At 65.4% G+C, this 14456-nt stretch carries 19 protein-coding genes; 12 read left to right on the forward strand and 7 right to left on the reverse strand.

Annotated features, from left to right (window positions below; all coding sequences use genetic code 11):
* Positions 1–19: 19 nt before the first annotated feature.
* The 9 genes from W930_RS0111915 (at position 20) to W930_RS0111950 (ending at position 6327) form a co-directional block, all read left to right on the forward strand.
* Positions 20–775 (forward strand): DeoR/GlpR family DNA-binding transcription regulator, encoded by a 756-nt coding sequence (locus tag W930_RS0111915; RefSeq protein WP_023597752.1) that lies wholly within the window; start codon positions 20–22, stop codon positions 773–775.
* A 377-nt stretch (positions 776–1152) separates the two neighbouring features.
* The gene (gene phnC / locus W930_RS0111920; RefSeq protein ID WP_023597751.1) at positions 1153–2028 is read left to right on the forward strand and encodes a phosphonate ABC transporter ATP-binding protein; all 876 of its coding nucleotides are present in this window, start codon (positions 1153–1155) and stop codon (positions 2026–2028) included.
* A 16-nt stretch (positions 2029–2044) separates the two neighbouring features.
* Positions 2045–3013, forward strand: coding sequence for a phosphonate ABC transporter substrate-binding protein (phnD, locus tag W930_RS0111925; protein ID WP_023597750.1), 969 nt, complete (start codon positions 2045–2047; stop codon positions 3011–3013).
* 19 nt (positions 3014–3032) lie between these two features.
* A complete protein-coding gene (locus tag W930_RS0111930; protein WP_023597749.1) occupies positions 3033–3224 on the forward strand; it encodes a hypothetical protein in 192 nt (63 codons plus the stop codon).
* Positions 3221–4027, forward strand: coding sequence for a phosphonate ABC transporter, permease protein PhnE (gene phnE / locus W930_RS0111935; RefSeq protein WP_023597748.1), 807 nt, complete (start codon positions 3221–3223; stop codon positions 4025–4027). Before W930_RS0111930 ends, phnE begins: the two co-directional genes overlap by 4 nt.
* Before the next feature lie 194 nt (positions 4028–4221).
* Entirely contained in the window at positions 4222–4881 is a 660-nt protein-coding gene (locus W930_RS0111940) for a MarR family transcriptional regulator (protein ID WP_023597747.1), read from the forward strand.
* 2 nt (positions 4882–4883) lie between these two features.
* Complete coding sequence (locus W930_RS30665; protein ID WP_200873092.1) at positions 4884–5276, forward strand: hypothetical protein; 393 nt, start codon at positions 4884–4886, stop codon at positions 5274–5276.
* An 80-nt stretch (positions 5277–5356) separates the two neighbouring features.
* Positions 5357–5593 (forward strand): hypothetical protein, encoded by a 237-nt coding sequence (locus W930_RS30670; protein WP_200873093.1) that lies wholly within the window; start codon positions 5357–5359, stop codon positions 5591–5593.
* 44 nt (positions 5594–5637) lie between these two features.
* A complete protein-coding gene (locus tag W930_RS0111950) occupies positions 5638–6327 on the forward strand; it encodes a hypothetical protein (protein WP_145929421.1) in 690 nt (229 codons plus the stop codon).
* On the opposite strand, the gene W930_RS0111955 is transcribed toward W930_RS0111950, so the two are convergent.
* The 7 genes from W930_RS0111955 to phnG are packed head-to-tail and all read right to left on the reverse strand — an operon-like array spanning position 6305 to position 12283.
* Complete coding sequence (locus tag W930_RS0111955) at positions 6305–7441, reverse strand: alpha-D-ribose 1-methylphosphonate 5-triphosphate diphosphatase (protein WP_023872992.1); 1137 nt, start codon at positions 7439–7441, stop codon at positions 6305–6307. The two genes, W930_RS0111950 and W930_RS0111955, sit on opposite strands and share 23 nt — an antisense overlap.
* 16 nt (positions 7442–7457) lie before the next feature.
* The gene (gene phnL, locus W930_RS0111960) at positions 7458–8180 is read right to left on the reverse strand and encodes a phosphonate C-P lyase system protein PhnL (RefSeq protein WP_028731001.1); all 723 of its coding nucleotides are present in this window, start codon (positions 8178–8180) and stop codon (positions 7458–7460) included.
* 56 nt (positions 8181–8236) lie between these two features.
* On the reverse strand, positions 8237–9016 hold the full coding sequence (gene phnK / locus W930_RS0111965; RefSeq protein ID WP_036641368.1) for a phosphonate C-P lyase system protein PhnK: 780 nt from the start codon (positions 9014–9016) through the stop codon (positions 8237–8239).
* A 44-nt stretch (positions 9017–9060) separates the two neighbouring features.
* Positions 9061–9933: an alpha-D-ribose 1-methylphosphonate 5-phosphate C-P-lyase PhnJ gene (locus W930_RS27165; RefSeq protein ID WP_023872995.1), complete on the reverse strand. Its 873-nt coding sequence runs from the start codon at positions 9931–9933 to the stop codon at positions 9061–9063.
* Between the two features lie 20 nt (positions 9934–9953).
* Complete coding sequence (locus W930_RS0111975) at positions 9954–11147, reverse strand: carbon-phosphorus lyase complex subunit PhnI (RefSeq protein ID WP_023872996.1); 1194 nt, start codon at positions 11145–11147, stop codon at positions 9954–9956.
* A complete protein-coding gene (gene phnH / locus W930_RS0111980) occupies positions 11147–11800 on the reverse strand; it encodes a phosphonate C-P lyase system protein PhnH (protein WP_023872997.1) in 654 nt (217 codons plus the stop codon). The genes W930_RS0111975 and phnH overlap by 1 nt, the downstream gene beginning before the upstream one ends.
* The gene (gene phnG, locus W930_RS0111985; RefSeq protein ID WP_023872998.1) at positions 11801–12283 is read right to left on the reverse strand and encodes a phosphonate C-P lyase system protein PhnG; all 483 of its coding nucleotides are present in this window, start codon (positions 12281–12283) and stop codon (positions 11801–11803) included.
* A 94-nt stretch (positions 12284–12377) separates the two neighbouring features.
* Between phnG and phnF the strand changes: the two genes are divergently transcribed.
* Genes phnF through phnN form a run of 3 tightly spaced genes read left to right on the forward strand, consistent with a single transcriptional unit; the run spans position 12378 to position 14433 of the window.
* Complete coding sequence (phnF, locus tag W930_RS0111990) at positions 12378–13139, forward strand: phosphonate metabolism transcriptional regulator PhnF (RefSeq protein WP_023597737.1); 762 nt, start codon at positions 12378–12380, stop codon at positions 13137–13139.
* Positions 13136–13879, forward strand: a complete 744-nt coding sequence (locus W930_RS0111995; protein ID WP_023873000.1) for a DUF1045 domain-containing protein — start codon at positions 13136–13138, stop codon at positions 13877–13879. Before phnF ends, W930_RS0111995 begins: the two co-directional genes overlap by 4 nt.
* Entirely contained in the window at positions 13876–14433 is a 558-nt protein-coding gene (gene phnN / locus W930_RS0112000) for a phosphonate metabolism protein/1,5-bisphosphokinase (PRPP-forming) PhnN (RefSeq protein ID WP_023873001.1), read from the forward strand. Before W930_RS0111995 ends, phnN begins: the two co-directional genes overlap by 4 nt.
* The last annotated feature ends 23 nt before the right edge of the window (positions 14434–14456 follow it).

Genomic DNA, 14456 nt, shown 5'->3' on the forward strand with positions numbered 1-14456 from the left:
CAACCGACATTGCCCGATCATGCTTGCCGAACAACGCCAACAATACGTGCTCGAACAACTTGCCAGGACCGGAGCGCTCGCGATCAGCGACCTCGTGCGCGAGTTGGGTGTCTCGCGAGAGACCGTGCGGCGCGACCTCAATACGCTGGCCGCCCGCGGGCTGTTGCTCATGACGCACGGTGGCGCGCTGGCCGCCGATCGCAGCGAGCCGGACTGGACATTGCGCGAGAACGTCAATGCGGTGGGCAAGCGGGCCATCGGCGTGCGTGCGGCGGAACTGGTGCCCGACGGCGCCTCGGTCATCATCGATTACGGCACGACCACGCGCGCGGTGGCGCAGGCGCTGCTCTCCAAGCATCGGCTGCGCGTCTACACGAACGACTGGCAGATCGCCCGGCTCCTCGGGCGTCACCATGACAACCGCGTGACGCTGCTCGGCGGCGAGCTGCAGGACAATGAAGACGCCGTGCAGGGCTGGGACGCCATCAACCAGATCGCGCAGTATCACGCCGATTTCGCCTTCATCGGGGTAGGCGGCGTGACCGAAGATGGCGGCATCACCGACTTCAATCGTGCGGCGGCCGAATTGCGTGCGCGCATGTTGCTATGTGCGAACGTCGCCGCCGTGGTGGCGGATCACACGAAGTTCGGGCGCGTCACGCCGGTACGGATTCGCCACTTCGAGGCCGCGCGCTATCTCATCAGCGACGCCGCGCCTCACAAGAGCATGCTCGCGCAATTGCGCGCCCGCGGCCCGGAGCTGCTGATCGCCTGATGCGCGCAGCGTGTGGAGCGACCCGGTCGCGGCATCGCTCGTCGCCTGGAAGAACGTGTAGACAAAATCGCCCCTCGACGCATCGGATGTCGGCGCAGCCGTGCGTCCGACGCGACTGTGACGCCCGTGAGGCAGCCCTTCCCATGCGCCTGCAAGCGCTCCCAAATCATTGACCTGATAAGGGTTTTCGACGTCCACGAAAAAGCTGGTCGATTGTCACCGTGGTGTCATCGACGCTTTTTAGACTGCGTTCACTTTTGGCACAAATTGCCACAAAACAGCTAGTCGGAGGCGCTGGGGATGCATCCCTTCGGGGGGGGGCGTGCATTCCTCACGGGGCGCACTGCCCGGCAGGCGAACTGAATGACAGGTGAACCGTGGACGAAGCGATTCGAATCGAGCGACTGACCAAGACTTTCGGAAGCGGCCGACGCGCGCTCGACGAGGTGGCGCTCAAAGTCATGCCGGGCGAGATGATTGCCCTCATCGGCGCCTCGGGCTCGGGCAAGTCGACGCTGATGCGTCACATTGCCGGCTTCGTCGCTGCCGACCCGCAGCCGGGCTGTATCGAAGTCCTGGGACGCCCCATCCAGCGGGATGGCCGCATCGTGCGCGAAGTGCGCCAGATCCGTCGCGACATCGGCTTCGTGTTCCAGCAGTTCAACCTTGTGGGGCGTCTGCCCGTGATCACCAACGTGCTCACCGGGCTGCTTGCCCGCGTGCCGCTGTGGCGCAGCCTGCTGTTCCGTTTCACGTCGGCCGAGCGTCAGGCGGCGATCGCGGCGCTGGCTGAAGTGGGCATCGCCGATCTGGCATTTCAGCGCGCGAGCACGCTCTCCGGCGGCCAGCAGCAACGTGCGGCGCTGGCGCGCACGCTGGTGCAGGGCGCGAAGGTCATTCTTGCCGACGAGCCGATCGCCTCGCTCGACCCCGAGTCCGCGCGCAAGGTCATGGACATGCTCGCGCGCATGAACCGCGATCACAAGTTGACGGTCGTCGTCTCGCTGCACCAGGTGGATGTGGCCATGCGCTATTGCGTGCGCACCGTGGCGCTGCATCAGGGGCGCGTGGTGTACGACGGTCCGTCCGCGGCACTCACGCCCGACCTGCTGCGCCGCCTCTACGGCGTGCAGGCGGGCGAGCTGCTCAACGAATCCGCCGATAGCCCGGAAAGCACGGGCGTCGGCACGCACGCCGAGCCTGCCGACGAGCAGGCGCCCTTTCTCACTTCGATGTCCCTAAGCCTGAACTGACCAGGAGCTTGCTCTCATGAAACTGTGGAAAACCCTGCTGGCCGGCGCGGCCATGATCGCCTCGGTAGCGGCGGCACACGCGCAGGAAATCAACTTCGGCATTATCTCGACGGACTCCAGCGCGGCGTTGCGCCAGCGCTGGCAGCCGCTGATCGACGATATGGAGAAGCAAACGGGTCTGAAGGTGACGCCGTTCTTCGCGACGGACTACGCCGGCGTGATCGAAGGCATGCGCTTCAACAAGGTGCAGCTCGCATGGATGGGCAACAAGGGCGCAATGGAGGCCGTGGACCGCTCGCAGGGCGAAGTCTTCGCGAAGATCCAGTACGCCGACGGCACCGAAGGCTACTACTCGCTGCTGATCTCGAACGCGTCGAGCCCGTACAAGACGCTCGACGACGTGATCAGGAACGGCAAGAAGATCAACTTCGGCCTGGGCGATCCGACCTCGACGTCGGGCACGCTGGTGCCGGGTTATTACGTGTTCGCCAAGAACAACATCGACCCGCGCACGTACTTCAAGACCGCACGCAGCTCGAACCATGGCGCGAACCTCATGGCCGTGATCAACAATCAGGTCGACGTGGCCACGAACAATACCGAAGAGCTCAACAAGCTCGAAGCCACGCAGCCGGAGAAGGCCAAGCTGGTGCACGTGATCTGGAAGTCGCCGCTGATCCCGTCGGACCCGCTGCTGTGGCGCAAGGACCTGCCGGACGCGACCAAGAAGAAGATTCGTGACTTCTTCCTCGCCTACGGCAAGGATGCGCACGAGAAGGAAGTGCTCAAGAACATCTACAACTACGGCGGTTTCCGCGCGTCGTCCGATGCCCAACTCCTGCCGATCCGCCAGCTCGAGCTTTTCAAGCAGAGAACGCAGCTCGAAGCCGATACGAGCGTGGACGCGGCGAAGAAGAAGGCGCAACTGGCCGACATCGACAGCAAGCTTGCTGCGCTCGATCAGCAAATCGCCAAGACGAAGTAAGTCATACGACGTCAGCGGCATGCGTCTCGCAAATGCATCGATGCAGACGCAATTCGACGTTGTCTCGCAGGGCGGCGCCTGCTGCCCTGCCATCGAAGCCGGCGGGCCCGTGGATCGTGTGGTACGGCCCGCCGGCGTCGATGCCGAACGAAATTTCGCCGGTGGCGTCGCACGGCGCGGCGACCGGTACGACCTGTGGTACTCGACATGAACACCAGCGTTCCCCTCACTGCAAATGGCCGTCTGCCGGGCGAGCCGCCCAAGCGTTCGTGGTTGTCCCTGATCGGCTGGGGGGCGTTCTTTCTGATTCTGGTGTGGTCCTGGGGGGGCGCGGACATGCGTCCACTCGATCTGTTTCGCGATTCCGGCAACATGAGCCAGTTCGCGCATGATTTCTTCCCGCCGGACTTCAAGGACTGGCGCGTCTACGTTCACGAAATGCTCGTGACGATTCACATCGCGGTGTGGGGCACGGCGCTGGCGGTGGTGTGCTCGATTCCGATGGGGTTGCTCTCCGCGTCCAACATGGTGCCTGCGTGGGTGTATCAGCCGGTGCGCCGGGTGATGGATGCGTGCCGCGCGATCAACGAGATGGTCTTTGCCATGCTCTTCATCGTGGCCGTGGGACTGGGGCCGTTCGCGGGCGTGCTCGCGCTATGGGTGCACACGACGGGTACGCTCTCGAAGCTCTTCGCCGAGGCGGTGGAGGCCATCGATCCGCGTCCGGTCGAGGGCGTTCGCGCGACCGGTGCGCGGGCCATCGACGAAATCCTGTACGGCGTGCTGCCGCAGGTCATGCCGCTGTGGATCTCGTACACGCTGTACCGCTTCGAGTCGAACGTGCGTTCGGCGTCGGTGGTGGGCATGGTGGGTGCGGGCGGCATTGGCGTGGTGCTCTACGAAGTGATCCGCAGCTTCCAGTACGCACAGACATGCGCCGTGATGCTGATCATGATCGTCGTGGTCACCTGCATCGACGTGTTCTCGGCGCGCGTGCGAAAGATGGTGATCTGACATCGCGGCACCCGGCCGGGCCAGGGAATGGAACAAAGGGCGCTTCGGCGCCCTTTGATTTTTTTGTCGCGCGGACTCCCGTTCGCGATTGGATTCACGACGCCAGTGCGCGGGCTTGGGACTTGACATTTCGATGCGTGAAAAAATAACATGTCCTCTGTCCATGGACAGTGGACGAAACATGGAGGGCCAACTTGAAAAGTCAAGACATATTTCTGCTTCTCAAGCTTGTATCGCTATCCCGGCGTTCGGTTCGCGGTGACGAGCTGAGCGACCCGGGGAACCCCGTGCTCGATTCCAGCGCGCATGTCGAAGACGAGCGGCATGACTGGTCCGACGAGAAGTCCGGGAGTGTTTCCCGGTCTCGTGCTCATGCAATCTCCCTGCATGAACAGTACAGTGTTCGCTCGCTGGCAGTGGCGACCGGTATCAGCAAATCAGAGATTAGCAACATTCTTCAGCGGTGCTACCGATCAGGGCTTGCGAAACTCTCCGTGGAAGCCGGTCATCCGGTCGTCAACACGAAAGCACTCTGTGAGTTCATTACGTTCGGTATCCGGTACGTTTTCCCCGCTTCCATGGGCGAGATGACCCGGGGGATCGCCACCGGATTGACGGCGCCTATTTTCGGCGGCGCGTTGCGTGCCGGCACGGATTTCGTCCCGGTATGGCCTGACCCAAAGGGCGATACTTCCGGGCTGGCCGTCGAGCCGCTTTTCCGGACCGTTCCAAGAGCGGTTCGCGTCGACGCCGATCTCTATGCCATGTTGGCGTTGGTCGATTCCATTCGAATCGGACAACCGCGGGAAAAGAAATTGGCCGCATCGAAACTGGAAGCTCTGTTACGAGGGTGAGCATGGCTACTTACGAAGATCATCTCGGCATGATCAGCGCAGTCGCATCCGCAATGGGGCAGCCGATATGCGATGAGGTTGCTTTCGTCGGAGGATGCACAACGGCATTGCTTCTGACAGACGACTTCACTAAACAGCAGGTGCGTCATACCGACGATGTGGATCTGATCGTTCACGTCATCAGCACCGCGGGTTGGCACGCGATGGTGGATCGCTTGAGGGGGGCGGGATTTCGGGAGCGGATGGACGAGGACGGGCCGATTTGCGCAATGTTTCTTGACGATCTGCGTGTGGATTTCATGCCGGACGATCCAGATATTCTGGGATTCTCGAATCAATGGTATGCAAGCGCACATCGAACTTCGTCTCAACGCTGGCGTTGCCGAACGGATTGAGCATCAAGCTCGTGGCACCAGCATACTTCGTGGCCACGAAGATCGAAGCGTACCTATCCCGAGGCAAGGGAGACCCACTGATGAGCCAGGATATCGAGGACATCCTGACGCTGATTGATGGGCGAGCGGAACTCCTTGACGAACTTCTCGCTGCGCCAACCGATTTGAGAGTCTATGTCTCGACCCAGTTGCGAGCACTGACGGGACACCGGGACTTCGAATACGCGATCGCAGCGGCCGCCAATGGAGATGATGGTCGCGAGCGCGAGATCGCCGGGAGAGTCGCACGCATTATTTCCTTGAACGGCCTGACATGAACTCGCCGTGCACGCTGGGTATGCGTTGGTGCAGCCGACGAGGCATGTCCAAAATGGAAAATCGTGACGCGTGCGGGATGTTTCGCTCGAGCGAGTATATGTTGGTCGTCGTGATGGACGCGACGGACCACGGCGCATTGGGCGTTGAGTTCAATGGCGCCTGGCTGACGAGCATTGCCGGCTTGCTGTCGCAAGAGGCACCGTCAGCGGACGATGTTGTGTCGGCGATGCGCGAAGCCCATGGCGGGTTGGATGTCAGGCGCTACCTTCATGAACGCGCATGCTATGCGGCTCTGCTTTTGGACGGTGAAGGCAACGCCACAACGCTGACCTGTGGCGACTGCCGTGTCGGGCTGCAGCTCGCGTCAGGGAGGGTCCTTTGGGTATCGCGACCGCATACATATTCTGAAAGTGGCGTTTTTCGCTATGGCGACCAACGCCCAGTGTCTCGGCATATCGTCACCAGAACGCTCCGCGCACGGCGCGGATTCGAATCTCCGGAAATGTCGCGGCTCAAGATCGAAGGGGATGCGCAATGGATCGTGGCGACTGATGGATATTGGGCAAACGTTGCGTCGGCCGAACAAAGCCGAGACGATGACGCAAGCCACGCCATCATCGCACCGCACGCTGGCGTTGAACTGGACACGGATTGCGCCAACTATATCTTGAAGGACTACGTGCGCGACACCGCTCCGACAGACGTGAGCCTCATGCGATACGTTGCCCCATGAGATACGTCGCGCGCGGCACCGGCGGCATGCCGGGACGCACGGCCACGCGCACCATGTCCGCGCGCAGGCCGGGCACGATGCCGCCGCGATCGGCCAGGCCCGCTGAGCGCGCGGGATTCCACGACACCGTGCGCATTGCCTTCGACAACGTCCAGCCGATGTCGGTGTGCAACTGGAAGGCCGCTTGCAGCAGGCTCGACGGGACATAGTCCGACGACAGTATGTCGAGCACGTCTTCGCGCGCGAGATCGGCCGCCGCTACGTTGCCCGAGTGCGAACCGCCGCGCACGATGTTCGGTGCGCCCATGATCACACCGATCGCGTGGGCGTGCGCGCCGCGCGCGGCGTCCAGCGTCGTCGGGAATTCCGAGAGCGCCACGCCGTCGCGCACCGCTTCGGCCACGTGGTCGAGCGACGTGTCGTCGTGGCTCGCCAGCGGCAGCCCGCGCGCACGGCTCATCTCCACGATCCGACGGCGGTGCGGCTGCGCGAACGCCTCCTGCTGCGCGATGAGCTCCGCGAGCATGGCCCGCCAGTGTTCGTCCGACACCTTGCCGTTGCGCTCGTGGTACTGCCGGTACATCGCCGGGTCGTGCCACTGGCGCTGCCCCGGTGTGTGATCCATCACCGAGACCAGGCGCAGCAGCGGGTGCTCGCACATTTCGGCGAAGGCGTCGGCGGCGTCGCGCGTGGCGACTTCGCAGCGCAGATGCAGGAAGTGCTCGGCACGAAACAGACCGGCCGCGGCCGTGTCGAGCAGTGCCTGGCCGCACGCGTTCTGCACCTTGCGGCTGCGTAGACCGAAAGCGTCGCGCTCGCCGAGCACGAGCGAGTCGAACACGGTCGTAATGCCGGCCGCCGCAACCTGCGCGTCGTGAATGGCAAACGCGGCGTGCGTGTTCCAGATCACCCCGGGGCGCGGCGCGAGATGCTTCTCCAGATTGTCGGTGTGCAGCTCGACCAGTCCGGGTAGCAGATGATCGCCCTCCCAGTCGACGGCGCCGGGCACCTGCGTGGTGCCTTCCTCCACGCCGTGAATGCGACCCTCGCGCACCTCGACCACACCGATGAAGGTGGTCTCCGGTGTGACGATGCGGGCGTTCTTGATGAGCATGAACAAACTCCGGAAATCAATGAGCGGGACGCAGCACGGGACGCATGGCCAGCGTGCGCGTGGCCACTTCGTCGCGGGTTGCCTCGTCGTGAAAAATGCCGACGATCGCGCTGCCGGCCGCGCGCGCTTCGACGATCAGTTGCGCGACCACGGCGCGGTTGGACGCGTCGAGCGATGCCGTGGGTTCGTCGAGTAGCAGCACGGGGGGGACGGCGATGAGACCGCGCGCGATGTTGATGCGCTGCTGCTCGCCGCCGGAGAACGTGGCCGGAGCGAGCGACCAGAGCCGCTCGGGAATGTTCAGGCGATCGAGCAGATGACATGCGCGCTGCGCGGCGTCGCGGTCGTCGCAGCCGAGGCGGCGCAGCGGCTCGGCCACGATGTCGAGCGCGCTCACGCGCGGAATCACGCGCAGGAACTGGCTGACGTAGCCGAGCGTGGTGCGGCGCACCGAGAGCACCTCGCGCGCGTTCGCCGTGCTCAGGTCCACCCAGCGCTGCGCACTGCCGTCGTCATGTCGAATCTCGATGCGGCCCTCGCCGACGAGATAGTTGCCATAGAGGCAGCGCAGCAGCGTGCTCTTGCCCGCGCCCGAGGGGCCGACGAGCGCGACGCATTCGCCACGCCTCACGGCAAGGTCCACGCCGTCGAGCGCCGGAATGGTCGCGCCGCCCTGGGCGTGCAGCACGAACGCCTTGCGCAGGCCCTTCGCACGAAGCATCACGTCGTGCTCGTGCATGGCGAGCCCAACGGATGCCTGGGGCGTCGTTGTGTCGTTCGAGGAAAGCATGCGCGTCATACGGGAAGTACCGAGGAGACCAGCAGTTGCGTGTAGGGATGTTGCGGGTCGTCGAGCACCTGATCGGTGAGGCCCGCCTCGACCACGCGGCCCGCCTGCATCACCATCAGGCGGTGTGCGATGAGGCGTGCAACGCCGATATCGTGCGTCACGATGATGGCGGCAAGATGAAGGCGCTCCACGAGCGAGCGCAGCAGATCGAGCAGGCGTGCCTGCACCGACACGTCGAGCCCGGCGGTCGGCTCGTCCATGAACACGAGGCGTGGCTCGGTCACGAGATTGCGCGCGATTTGCAGACGTTGCTGCATGCCGCCGGAGAACGCGCCGGGCATGTCGTCGACGCGGGCCGGGTCGAGCTCGACCTGCGCCATCCAGTGGCGGGCCTTGGCGCGGATGTCGCCGAAGTGGCGTGCGCCCACCGCCATCAGCCGGTCGCCGATATTGCCGCCCGCGGAGACATTCATGCGCAGCCCGTCGCGTGGGTTCTGCTCCACGAAGCCCCACTCGGTGCGCAGCAGATGGCGCTTGCGCGCCTCGTCGAGCGTTCCCAGGTCGTGCAGCGCACCGTCGGCGTCGCGATAGTGCAGCGAACCGGTATCGATCGCATGGCGCAGCGCCAGCGCATCGAGGAGAGTGGACTTACCCGAACCCGATTCTCCCACCACGCACACCACTTCACCCGGCCACAGGTCGAATGTCACGTCCGCGCAGCCGATGCGATCGCCGTACCGTTTCCCGAGCCCCGCCACGCGCAGCAGGGGTGCCTGCGTCGGCATCGCATCGTGCCGTTCGACCTGCCGCAATGGATTCGTCGACGGCGTCATGCGGCCTCCCTGTCGTTCGTGCGGCGCCCGCAGTAGTCGCTGTCGGAGCAGACGTGCATGCGTGTGCCCGCGTCGTCGGTAATGACTTCGTCCAGGAAACTGTCGGTGGCGCCGCACAGCGCGCAGTGCGCGTTCCACTTCTGAATCTCGAAAGGGTGATCGTCGAAGTCGAGGCTCTCGACAGGGGTGTAGGGTGGGATCGCGTACAGACGCCGCTCGCGTCCCGCGCCGAACAGTTGCAACGCCGGGTTCATATGGAGTTTGGGGTTATCGAACTTCGGGATCGGCGAGGGCGACGCGAGATAGCGCCCATTGACGATGATCGGATAGTCGTAAGTGGTGGCAATCGCACCGTGGCGCACGATGTCTTCGTACAGCCGCACGCGCATGAGGCCATACTCGCCGAGCGCGTGAAGCTTGCGCGATTGCGCGATACGCGGCTCCAGCCGGAACAGCGGCTCGGGCATCGGCACCTGATAAACCATGATCTGGCCTTCCCGCAGCGGGGTTTCGGGAATGCGGTGACGCGTCTGGATGATCGTGGCGTCGGACGTTCGTGTCGTCGTGGCCACGCCGGCAGTGCGCGCAAAGAAGCGGCGAATGTTCACCGCGTTGGTTGTGTCGTCGGCACCCTGGTCGATCACCTTGAGCGTGTCGCCGGCGCCGATGATGGCGGCGCTCACCTGAATGCCGCCCGTGCCCCAGCCATACGGCAGCGGCATCTCGCGGCTGCCGAACGGCACCTGATAGCCGGGAATCGCCACGGCCTTGAGCAGGCTGCGGCGGATCGCGCGTTTGGTCTGTTCGTCGAGGAACGCGAAGTTGTAGCCATCGGCCGTGGGCAGGCCGGCTGATGCGCGTGGTGACATGTCGGATGCAGCGTCGCGGGTCATGCGGCCTCCTGTGTGGTCGGAGCGCCGGGGCCCGACGGTCCATGCGTCCTGGCGTGCTCGGCGCGCAGCCGTCGCACGAGTTCCAGCTCCGCCTGAAAGTCGACGTAGTGCGGCAGCTTCAGGTGCTGCACGAAGCCCGAGGCCTCGACGTTGTCGCTGTGGTAAAGCACGAATTCCTGTTGCTGCGCGGGCGAGGTGACCTCATCGCCGAGCTCCTGCGTGCGCAAGGCGCGGTCGACGAGCGACATGGCCAGCGCCTTGCGTTCGTTGTGGCCGAAGGCGAGGCCGTAGCCTTGCGTGAACTGTGGTGGCACTTCGCGATTGCCGACGAATTGCGTGACCATCTGGCATTCCGTCACGGCGATTTCGCCGATGTCGATGGCGAAGCCGAGCTCTTCGGGCACGATCTCGATGGCCACATGGCCAATGCGGATCTCGCCCACGAACGGGTGGTCGTTACCGTAGCCGCGCTGGGTGGAATATCCGAGGGCAAGCAGGAAGCCTTCGTCGCCGCGTGCGAGGCTTTGCAGGCGGGCCGTGCGCGACGCGGGCGTGAAGAGCGGTGAGTGCACCAGGTCGTGCGGCTCGGGGTCGTCGTTATCGGCGTGCGCGGATGTCTCGAGCAGGCCGTCGCGCTGCAGGATGTCGGTCACGCGAGGAATGGGGAGGAGGGGAGGCACGGTGGGGCCTGCTCCGTGCGCAACGCCGTCCGCCGGGCATCCCACCGCGGCATCGGGGCTGGTTCGCTGCGTATCGTGTGCGTCGAGGTCGTGCACCTCGTCTTCGTCGAGCAGCGAGAAATCGAGCAGGCGCTGCGTGTAATCGTATGTGGCACCGAGCGTCTGGCCGCCGGGCACGTCCTTGAACGTGGCGGAGACGCGGCGCGACAGGCGCATCGCGGCCGTGTCGACGGCGCGCGTGGTGCCCAGTCGGGGCAGGGTCGTGCGATACGCACGCAGCAGGAAGATCGCTTCGACCAGATCGCCGGCCGCCTGCTTGATGGCCAGCGCGGCAAGCGTCTCGTCGTACAGCGCGCCTTCGCTCATCACGCGCGCGACGGCCAGACGCATCTGCTCGCGGATCTGCGTGACGGTGAGCGCGGGAACGTCGGGGTTGCCGCGTCGCGCCCTGGCGAGCAGGTCCCAGGAGCTTTCGATGGCGCGTTCGCCACCTTTGACGGCCACATACATCAGCAAACCTCCACGTGGGTGGTGCGCGGCAAACCGAGCAGGCGGTCGCCGGCGGCGATCAGCAGATCGAGTCCGGCGGGAAAGCGCGGCGCAAGTGCGGCGCGCGACTGCCAGAAGGCCGCGTCGAGCCCGCCCACGCTCACGTCGGCGTGCGAGGCAATGCCCGGCCCGCGCAACCGCAGTGCCAGTGTGCTGTTGAAATGTTGGTCGCGAGGGGCGGTGTGCCCGGCCGCGAGCGTCGGCACGTCGACGATCAGCGTGGCGCTGTGCTCCGGCGACTCCGCCGTGCCGAAGGCGAATCGCTCGAGCGGCGGGCAGTGCGCGGGATCGGTGAGCAGCGCGAACTGCGCGCCGGCCAGTTCGGACTCGCTGCTCAGCAGTGTCGCCCCCGTATGAAAGCGCAAAGCGCTCGCGACTTCGGGCAGCGGCGATTGCAACCAGACCGGCGTGGTTGCGTCGGCCAGCGCGAGCAGCACGGCGCGCGCGGCGACGCTGGCTTGCTCGCTGGGCGCGAGCCGGCTGCCCACGCTGCATAACCGGCCCGGCCGGGCCAGTGCGTCGAGCACGGCACGGAATACGCCTTGCGCGTCATGCACGGGATCGACGAATCCGGGTTGCAGTTGCGACCAGTCGGGCATCGATGTCATTGACATTCAGGCCTCCCGGACCATGGTGAAAAATTCGACGCGGCTCCCGGCCGTATCGGCGTCGAGCTGCGCGGCTGTCGCGGCGAGTCGCCGCGAGATGGCCGCCAGCGCACCGGCGGTGATCGTGTGACGATGCCGCGGCATCTGCATGAGCGCGTCGACACGCGCCACGCGCGCGGCGCGCCCGGCGTCGCGGCCGAGCACGTAGCCGGTGCCGACGATGCCGTCGTGCTGGCGCAGGGTGCAGCGCGTGACGGTCGTCTCGCCCAGGTTGAAGCGCTCGCCGTTGCCGCCGACGCGGCCCTGGACCATCACAAGTCCGGTCTGCGGTGCGCGCAACCAGACGAAGTCGGGGACGTCGGGACAACTGGCGATGGCGTCGTCGAGCTCGTTGCGCGTGGCGCGGGCGAGGAGTGCGAGCCATTCCGCGCGGTCCGGCGCGGCAGGATGCCCTGCGTCAGGCATGGGGTCGGATGCGGTGCTTGGCATGATTGTCTAGTCGTATAGACGTGTGTATGATCGCGATGACATCGAATGGGGTAATGCACGCGAACTCATTACAACTTTGCCGGGTGTCAACTTGATGACAGCACAACTCGAACGGGGCGGCGGGGTCGCCGTCTGGCGCCAGATTGCGCAGATCCTTGCCACGGAAATCGGCCAGCGCCGATACGGCGAGGGCTCGCCTGACGACCGTCTGCCCAGCGAGACTGACCTCGCGCAGCGCTTCGGCGTGAATCGGCACACCGTGCGGCGCGCGATCCTCGGGCTCGCGGAACAGGGGCTCGTGAGTGTCGAGCACGGGCGTGGCACCTTCGTGCAGGCGGGGGCGATCGGTTACGTGATCGGCCGTCGCACGCGCTTTACCGAGAATCTTTCCCAGAACCATCTCAAGACGGCGCAGCAGATGCTGTCGGCGCAGAAGATGGCGGCCGACGGCAGCGTGGCGCAGGCGCTCGATTTGCCCGTCGGCGCGCCCGTCTATCGCGTGGAACTCACGCGCCGCAGCCTCGACGCGCAGGGCATCGAGCTGCCGCTTGCCTACAGCGAGAACTGGTTCCCGGCGTCGCGCTTTCCCGACTTTCCCGAGGTTCTGGCGCAGCAAACGTCGATCAGCGCCGCGCTCGCCGGCTTCGGCGTGACCGACTACACGCGTCGCGAGAGCCGCATCGGCGCGCGTCTGCCCGACGCCGACATGGCACGTCACCTCGGCATCAATCGTCAGCAGCCGGTGTTGAGCGTGGAGAGTACCGATGTGGACGAAGCCGGCAAGCCGATCAAGTACGGTATCGCCTATTTCCCGGCCGACCGCATGCAGCTCGTCGTGCAGGGAGACGCGCAATGAGCGGGCGAACGCCGTGGGACCTGTCGACTGCACGCTTCGCCATCTACTACGCACCGCCTGAAGCGGGGCGCTGGTGGGAAGAAGGCAGCCGCTGGCTCGGTCGCGATGCGATCACCGGGCGTTTTCTCGATGCGCCGAAGGTGCCGGGCCTCTCGTGCACGGTGCACGATGCGACTGTCGATGCGCGTCGCTACGGATGGCACGGCACGCTCAAGGCGCCGATGAGGTTGGCGCCCGGCGCCCGACTCGGCGATCTGCGCGAAGTCGCGCTCGCGGTGGCGGCACGCCATGGGCCATTCACGCTCGCCATGCGCCCCGGGGTGCTGCCTGCCGGGAGCGGTCAGCGATCCGATTTCGCGGGATTCGTTGCGTTATGCCCGGGCGCTGGCGCGACGCCGGTCAACGTGCTCGCCGAAGACTGCGTGCGCGCATTCGAAACATTGCGCGCGCCGCTGACCGACGCCGAAACGGCGAAGCGCCGGGCGCAGTCGTTGTCTTCGCGGCAAGGGGAATATCTCGCCGCATGGGGCTATCCGTTCGTGTTCGACGAATTTCGTTTCCACATGACGTTGTCCGACCGCGTGGGCACGTCCGATGCCGCGGCGATCGTCGATTGGTGGCAGCCGCGCGTGCAGACCCTCGGGCCGATGTGCGTCGACAGTCTGGCGATCTTCGTCGAGCCCGCGCCGGGCGCGCCGTTTGTGCTGCATGAACGTTTCGCGCTGGGGGGCCGGGCATGAATCGCGCACGCCTGTTCTACGTCATGGGGCCGTCGGGTGCGGGCAAGGACTCGTTGCTGCGCTACGCGCGCGAGCGGCTTGGCAACGCACCGATACTTTTCGCGCACCGCTACATCACGCGCGCACCGACCGACGGCGAGAACCACATCGCACTTTCCGGCGAGGAATTTGCGCAGCGGCGCTCGCTCGGATGCTTTGCGCTCGACTGGGAGAGCCACGATTGCCGGTATGGCATCGGCATCGAAATCGACGCGTGGATGGCGGCGGGGGCAAGCGTGGTCGTGAACGGTTCGCGCGCGTTTCTCCCGCAGGTCGTGCGTCGCTATGGCGAGCGCCTGCACCTGGTCGAGATACGCGTCGATCCCAAGGTGCGCGCACAGCGGCTCGCGAACCGCGGACGCGAAACCGGCGATGCCCTGCACAAGCGCGTGGCGCATCGCGTCGAGTGGTCGCCGCCCGACGGCGTGCCGCTTTCGGTCGTCGCCAACGACGGCACGCTCGCACAGGCCGGCGAGCGCTTGTTGGCCGTATTGCGACGTTCGGACGACGCCTGAGCACGAGGTAGTCCGGGCGGGCA

Origin of the sequence: Pandoraea sp. E26 (genome assembly GCF_000681415.1) — a bacterium.
In the GTDB taxonomy this organism is placed as follows: Bacteria; Pseudomonadota; Gammaproteobacteria; order Burkholderiales; family Burkholderiaceae; genus Pandoraea; species Pandoraea pnomenusa.